This is a genomic window from Mesorhizobium sp. M0898 (genome assembly GCF_040319695.1).
GTDB lineage: Bacteria > Pseudomonadota > Alphaproteobacteria > Rhizobiales > Rhizobiaceae > Mesorhizobium.
Genome location: NZ_JAMYOE010000051.1, coordinates 25,237 through 32,165 on the forward strand (window position 1 = coordinate 25,237; position 6,929 = coordinate 32,165).

Below are 6,929 nucleotides of genomic sequence, written 5' to 3' on the forward strand. Positions count from 1 at the left end.
TTGAAAGTTATTAGAACACGGCGTGTGTGACCACAAAATCATTTTCATGGGATATTCGGTCCTCTGGCCGCGACGACTTGCGTACATTCGAAGCCGGAATCGTCGCAATCGAAAACACTGACGCGATCGGCTGCCTTTGAAGGGGCGCTAGAAATGGAGCTGTTCGTGCTAGCCAAGTGGACCTTTTCATCCGAGCCGTTTCACGGTAAGGATCGCGCTCGCCGATATACAGCATCCTGCGAACTATTGCTCTATTGACTTGGCGCCTGCCTCTTTCACGTATTCGGCCATCGAGCCGAATGCGCGGCTTTCATGCCTCCCAAGGCAAATTGGTTGTCGCCGAACCTGATTCGGCGGCAGCCAATCCTCCATCGATTTGATGGGTACAATTCTGCCAAGAGCCGTAGCAAGAGACGGAATCTACACCACAGATAGCGGAGGTCGGCGCTACATCGATGGCTCAGGTGGCGCCGCTGTAAGTTGCCTTGGTCACAATCATCCAGAAGTGCTGGAAGCAATGAAGGGTAAGCGGGCAGCTGAGGCCGTTCAGCGCCGGTACTTCCGTGGCATAAGGGCGTCGATATCCTGTTTGGCCAGCCATTGGCAATGCGATCAAAGGTCTGGGTAAGCCAGGCTTGCGGATCGACCTGATTCATCTTGGCGTTTTTCAGCAGCGTGGTGATGTTGGCCCAATCCGTCCACCGCCGTTGCTGCCCGCCAAGAGGCTGTTCTTTCGAGTAATTGCGAAGACTGATTCATTTATGCACCCCCTCTTCAAATGGCGGGAAACAGCGATTTCTGATTATCGTCATTGATGCGACGCGGAGTATTGCGCGCCAAATCGGCCTTGATCCGTTCGTCTTCGAGGTCGCTGGCGCGGATCTGGTAGGGCGCGCCGCGCATGACCTGCTCGGCGGGCAAGAGGCCATCCCTGATGAACCGGCCGATTTTGACGTGCGAGACTCCAAGCCGGGCGGCCGCGTCCGACATGGTGAGCCACTCGCCATTCTTGTCGGAAGAGCGATAGCCGCTGATCTTGTGCACCGTGCGCAGCGATTGGACGCGACGCGCGGTCCAGGTCTTTCCCTGACCGGTCTGCATGCCCATGCGGTTGAGTGTGGCAGCGATTTCGGCATCCGACCACCGGGTTGCCATGGGGTGGCCTTGAGATTCTGGGCGAGGCCCGTGAAGTCCGGAACCGCGTCGACAGGCTCCACACGCTGGACTTCGCTCAGCCGGGCCTCGCAGGTCTCCACGCGCCTGAGCGTGGCTTCCCAACTCCTCTCGAGCTGGGCCGCAATAAGCCGGTTCTCCGGGTCGCAAGCGGCATAGCGGCGCTCGGCGAGCGATGCCTCATAGCGCGCCTGCTGCAGGTCCATCTCGATCATCTGACGCCGCTTGGCTTCGCTCTCCAGCTGCATCCGCTCATCCTCCAACGCCGCTTCGATCGCCATCGGCGCAACCGCCTCCAGCGCTTCGCGGGTCACCGCCGCGTCGGTGCGAAAGCCGTTGAACGACATGCATCGCGCCTGCGCCATCATGAGGTTGCCACGCTCGCAGCGATATACCGGATAACCTTGGCCACGTCCGGCATACATGACAACCAGCCTTCGCCCGCATCGACCACAGGAGATGAGACCCGGGAGCAGCGCGCGACCGCCGCGGCCCGACTTGACGCCGCCGGCTTTGCCATAGGCGTTGGCGGCGAGCAGTTCCTGGTTCCGTTCGTACTCGCTCCATCCGATATAGCCTTCGTGATGGTCCTTGAGCACCACCGCCCACTCGCTGGCCGGCTTGTAATGGCCATAGCTCTTGCGAACGCGGCCATCGACGATCTCAGTGCGCTTCTCGCTCTTACCATAGACATAGGCGCCGGCGTAGAACGGGTTCTTCAGGATCGAGATCACGTTGCGATAGCGGATAGGCACCAGTCGAAGGACACCATCTTCTTGCCGTCCGAGGGTCTGGGAAAATGCACGCCGTCGTCGATCATCGAGATCAACACTTGCCGCGCACTGCCGAGTTCGCGGAAACGCGCGAAGATCAGGCGAATAGTCTCCTGCAGGCGCATGTCGGGATCGAACCCGAGACCGTAATCGCGATGCCAGACATAGCCGAAGGGCACGGAGATGCGCAGTGCGCCGCGCTGCGCCTTGGCGCGGGCGGCCTCGTACATGCGGGCACGTAGCACGCCGAGCTCGAACTCGCTGATGCTGCCCTTCATACCGAGCAGCTGACGGTCGTTCGGCAATCCCGGATCGTACGATCTATCATGTTGATACCCTTATTCGGTAGCAGGTTGGTTAAAGTCGAGGTGTTGCCGCACGCCGGATTTGAGCTCTTGTATTGCTGCGATTGTTGCCGCGGCATCTGGAAACAGAACGCGTTTGTGAGTTGTCGATGCCGGCTCAATACTCCCCAGAAGTGCCGTTTGAATCTTCCCCAGTATAGCGCTGCCGCCGGTCTTCCGGAGCGCGCTCCGGGAGACCGGCGGCGCGTAATCGTTGATGCTTCTCCTGATGGTCGGGAGAGGGATTTCGGTGATCAAGATCGGGGAGATGATGATGATACTGGATTTGCATCGGCAGGGCCTGTCGGTGTCGGCGATCGCCAGGGAGAGCGGGATCGACCGCAAGACGGTGCGCAAATACATAGCGCGCGGGCTCGAGGCTCCGGCCTACGGACCACGCAAGCCGCGTCAGGCGGTGATCGATCCCTTCACGGCCTATCTTCGCGAACGTGTCACGCGATATCCTGGGCTCACCGGCAGCCGGCTTTTCCGGGAACTGAAGGACCTCGGCTATGGCGGCGGCTACACGGCCGTCACCGACTTCCTGCGCGACGTCCGTCCTGCCGCGGCGGAGCGTGGATACGAGGTTCGCTTCGAGACCCCGCCCGGCGAGCAGGCGCAGGTCGACTTCGCCCAGTTCAATGTCGTCTTTGCCGATGAGCCGACCACGCCGAGAATCGTCTGGCTATTCTCCATGGTGCTTGGCTTCAGTCGCCTTATCTGGGCACGCTTCGTCGTCCACCAGGATCTGCCGACTGTCTTGCGCTGCCATGCTGGGGCTTTCGAGGCGCTGGGCGGCGCTCCTCGCGAAGTGCTTTACGACCGTATGAAGACGGCTGTGATCGGCGAAGGCGATACCGGCGGCATCGTCTACAACCGTGCCCTCGTCGATCTTGCCCGCCACTATGGTTTCCATCCCAAGGCCTGCCGGCCTTACCGCGCCAAAACCAAAGGCAAGGTCGAGCGGCCGTTCCGCTACATTCGCGAGGACTTCTTCCTGGCCCGGTCCTTTCGCAATCTCGAAGACCTGAACGCCCAGTTGCGTCACTGGCTGGACACGGTCGCAAACCCGAGAGTTCACGCAACCACACGGCGTGTCGTCAACGAAGCTTTTGCCGAGGAGCGGGCAGCGCTCCGGCCGCTGCCGTTGGCTCCGTTCCGATCGGTCCTGAAGCTCGAGCGACGTATCAGCCGGGAGGGCATGGTCAGCGTCGGCGGCAATTTCTACAGCGTGCCCGACGCCACCAGGCGCCGTGTCGTCGAGGTGCACACTCTGGCCGAAGAGGTACGCATCTTCGAGGACGGCGCACTGATTGCCATCCATCCCACTCTAGAAGGTCGGCACCAGCGTCATGTCGAGCCCGGGCATCGCAACATCCACGTCCACAAGCGCCGACAAAGACTGAGGAACGACGAGGTCATCCTTCATGGCTCAGGCGACAGGGTCGCTCAGCGCCCGTTGGCCTTCTACGATGCCGCCGCCCGGGTGATGGCGAAGGAGCAGCGTCCATGACGAATGCGCTCGATACCACGCCATCCACCATCGACCGGATCCGCCACGATCTCGTCGGCCTGAAGATGCCACGAGCGCTCGAAGCGCTCGATCATGTCGTGCGCCGGCTCGAGCAAGGCGAGATCGCCGCCCTCGAAGCCATGGACATCCTCCTCTCGGAAGAGTTGACCCTCCGCGAGAACAGCCGGATCAAGACGGCACTGCGCATGGGGCGTCTGGCCACGATCAAGACGCTCGCCGGCTTCGACTTCTCTTTCCAGCCCTCGCTCGACCGAGATCGAATCTTCACGCTGGCCCAACTCGGCTTCGTCGCCCGCTGCGAGGTCGTCCACTTCCTCGGCCCACCCGGCACAGGCAAGAGCCATCTGGCCATCGCACTTGCCGTCGACGCTGTGAAGGCTGGAAAGAGCGTCTATTTCTGCACGCTCGCCGAACTCATCGCCGCACTGGCAAGGGCCGAACGCGAAGGCCGCCTGCAGGAACGCATCCGCTTCTTCTGCCGGCCTGCTCTGCTCGTTGTCGATGAGATCGGCTACCTGCCCGTCATCCACGGTGGCGGCAATCTGTTCTTCCAGCTCGTCAACGCCCGCTATGAGAAGGGCGCCATGATTCTCACCTCAAACCGCGGCTTCGCCGAATGGGGCGAGGTCTTCGGCGATCCTGTCGTCGCAACCGCACTTCTCGATCGCCTGCTTCATCATGCGGTCGTCGTCCAGATCGAAGGATCGAGCTATCGGCTCCGACAACACGCCGAGCTCATGCCCGAACACCTGCGATCAAAAGCCTCCATCACGCCGCCGACATTAAATTCACCATCGCGGCCGCGCGGCCGGCCACCGAAAAATGGACACCCCTCCGCAACAGCCTGAGCGGCGAAACTGGGGAATTTTACTTCGGCACTTTTGGGGAAAATTCGAGCGGCATTGACATGAGTGGCGTTTTGGTGGATACTGATCACGCCATTGCGGATTCGATGCCGGATCCAGGAGCGAGAAACGTCCGCTGCCATCGCTAGTTCAGACACCTTTAGCCAGCCGGGAATGTGGTGAGAGCGGGCTGGTGTAGACTGCCTCAATACGCGATGGCGTTGTCGGACGATCTGGACTGTGCGCACAGGAACGTAGCTGCGGCGCGGTGAGCGGAAGCCTTCCTTAGTCAGTGTGGCCGCTATTTCCGTGTCGTTGAGCCCTTGATGAGCCAGCTCGAGCAGCCGGACCTCCATCTCGGCGCCGCGAGACAGGGCGCTCAAGGCATGAACTCTCGGCTCGACCTCGCGTTCGGTGACTTCACCGCCTCGCCAAACGATGCGGATCGTAATCCGATCTCGGACCACCCGTTGCAGGATCACTTTGTCGATCAGGCTGCGTAGCAAGGCTTTCTTGCGTCCCCACTCTATGTCAGGTCTCTGCCAAAATTCGGGAAGTTGCGAACCGGCAGCGATAAAATCATTCTGTTCTGCTGACGTCAGATCGTCCGATTGACTTTGCATCGCGCGACGGCGCTCAAGTGCATCCTCCGCTTGACGAAGCTCACGCAGAGCCCCCTCCCAACGGCGCTCCAACTCGGCCGCAATCAGGCGATTGTCAGGGTCAACCCGATTGTATTGCCGTTCTGCGAGCAGCGCTTGATAACGCAGCCGTTTGATCTGCTGCGCTTCAGCGAGCTCAAAAGCCTCGTCTGCCTGCTGACGAGCATCTTTGGCGTGCATCAACTCGGCCAACTCAGCCGGACTGGCCGCCGCGAAGAGGGCCTCAACGACGCGGGCGTCGATGGGATCGGCTGGCAAATGCTGGCATAAGGCTCCGCCCTGGCTGCGTGCCAGGAAGTTGCAGACGTAACGGTTGCCGTTCTTGTATTCAACGCCCATTTTATGGCCGCATCGCCCGCACCAGACAATGCCTTGCAACACCGCCGCGCCATCACGCGGCGCACCGCGTGTCTGGTTTCGTCGGTATTCAGCGTGATTGTCGCTCAGCATGTTTTAGGTCGGCGGCCAATTCCGATAGACGAGGTGCGGATAGACCTGTTCCGCGAAGCGGCCATCCCGCTGAATTAGCGCTTCCTCAACCGCCTCCATAGCGCCAATACAGGTCGAGCAAAGCGGGTCGTCGAACACCCAGTAGCCGCCATCGACCATATGTTTTCTCGACACATCATAGCTGTAACTCACTGCGCTATAGATATCGCAATCGACATGATTAAGGCGGACTGAGCCAACCGTCTTTAATGTGTCTTCAGCGGTCTCCTCGAACAGCCCCCGGATCAAATGGAGGTTATCAATTTTCTCTTTCTTAATAAGCCCGAGTAATTCTTCGTAGCCGGGATCCTTGAAATCGTTCTCTCTATGGGCGTCGCGTTGCGGGTCCGTTGCCGGCATTCCCTCGAAAGTGTCGAACGCATATACATTCACGCCGGGATGAAGCTCCCGACAAACGGCCGCCATGAAGAGCGCACTTCCCCCGCGATACACCCCAAATTCGGTGATATGGCCGAAAGCTAGTTCGTCGAAGCCAAAGCGTAAGATCAAGTAGAGATTCATTCGCTTCTGCTCAGGCAGGATCGTAAGCTCCTGCGCCAATTCTGTGGCCTTGTTGTAGAGCTTATCCTGACGCAATTGCCGGACCAGATCGCCGAACTGAAGACCAGATCCTCGCTGATACCCTGCGCGAAGGCTCCGGCCCCTTGATCTCGCTGGCGCCTCACTGAATTCAGGCATAACTATTGTCATCGATTTCCTCGTCAAATATGACGTTTGTGTCTTCAAAGATGGTCATCTTTGCCCTACAGTCTTCTTGCCATGCTGCCACTCTAGTGCCCCTCCGCAGGTGTCTTTGGCAATCAGGCCGCCCGCGGCTATGGCCAAAACTCTGTGCCCACGAATAGATTAGCAGGAGAGCGCGAGAGAGTTCATAAATTTACTGTAACATTTTTTCTACCCAAGAGTCCCCTCTGATTGGGGATCGCGGTGGGGCGTCGGAGGGCAAGCAGAAGGTCGGCCGAGAAGAATCCCGTTACGAGCCGCAGGCTACTGTCACCTAATCGTAAGCGCGAATTTCCCCGCACCTTTTGCTGTTGAGTGCTCTGATGCATGAGGTGTCCACCAAAATAGGTGGACACCTTGTGATG

The 6,929-nt window shown here is 59.5% G+C and carries 5 protein-coding genes and 4 pseudogenes; 3 read left to right on the forward strand and 6 right to left on the reverse strand.

Going from position 1 to position 6,929, the window contains the following annotated elements; genetic code table 11:
• Positions 1-379: 379 nt before the first annotated feature.
• A pseudogene (locus NKH90_RS30165) lies at positions 380-523 on the forward strand (aminotransferase class III-fold pyridoxal phosphate-dependent enzyme); the annotation flags it as partial.
• Positions 524-546: 23 nt separating this feature from the next.
• Here the strand turns inward: NKH90_RS30165 and NKH90_RS30170 are convergent.
• The 4 genes and pseudogenes from NKH90_RS30170 to NKH90_RS34930 all read right to left on the reverse strand — a co-directional run.
• A pseudogene (locus tag NKH90_RS30170) lies at positions 547-745 on the reverse strand (transposase domain-containing protein); the annotation flags it as partial.
• A gap of 29 nt (positions 746-774) precedes the next feature.
• Entirely contained in the window at positions 775-1,155 is a 381-nt protein-coding gene (locus NKH90_RS34920; RefSeq protein ID WP_502898889.1) for a helix-turn-helix domain-containing protein, read from the reverse strand.
• A 419-nt stretch (positions 1,156-1,574) separates the two neighbouring features.
• Positions 1,575-1,928, reverse strand: a pseudogene (locus tag NKH90_RS34925) (recombinase family protein); the annotation flags it as partial.
• The gene (locus NKH90_RS34930) at positions 1,904-2,251 is read right to left on the reverse strand and encodes a hypothetical protein (protein ID WP_502898890.1); all 348 of its coding nucleotides are present in this window, start codon (positions 2,249-2,251) and stop codon (positions 1,904-1,906) included. The gene NKH90_RS34930 and the pseudogene NKH90_RS34925, both read right to left, overlap by 25 nt.
• Before the next feature lie 289 nt (positions 2,252-2,540).
• Between NKH90_RS34930 and istA the strand changes: the two genes are divergently transcribed.
• Together istA and istB are read left to right on the forward strand one after the other, a co-directional pair.
• Positions 2,541-3,803 carry an IS21 family transposase gene (gene istA / locus NKH90_RS30180; protein ID WP_352822769.1) on the forward strand — a complete coding sequence of 421 codons (1,263 nt, stop codon included), beginning with the start codon at positions 2,541-2,543 and terminating at the stop codon, positions 3,801-3,803.
• Entirely contained in the window at positions 3,800-4,672 is an 873-nt protein-coding gene (gene istB / locus NKH90_RS30185) for an IS21-like element helper ATPase IstB (protein ID WP_352822771.1), read from the forward strand. Before istA ends, istB begins: the two co-directional genes overlap by 4 nt.
• 887 nt (positions 4,673-5,559) lie before the next feature.
• Here istB and NKH90_RS30190 read toward each other — a convergent pair.
• Positions 5,560-5,781 (reverse strand): annotated as a pseudogene (locus NKH90_RS30190) (recombinase zinc ribbon domain-containing protein); the annotation flags it as partial.
• A gap of 3 nt (positions 5,782-5,784) precedes the next feature.
• Positions 5,785-6,531, reverse strand: a complete 747-nt coding sequence (locus NKH90_RS30195) for a TylF/MycF/NovP-related O-methyltransferase (protein ID WP_352822773.1) — start codon at positions 6,529-6,531, stop codon at positions 5,785-5,787.
• Between the last annotated feature and the right edge of the window lie 398 nt (positions 6,532-6,929).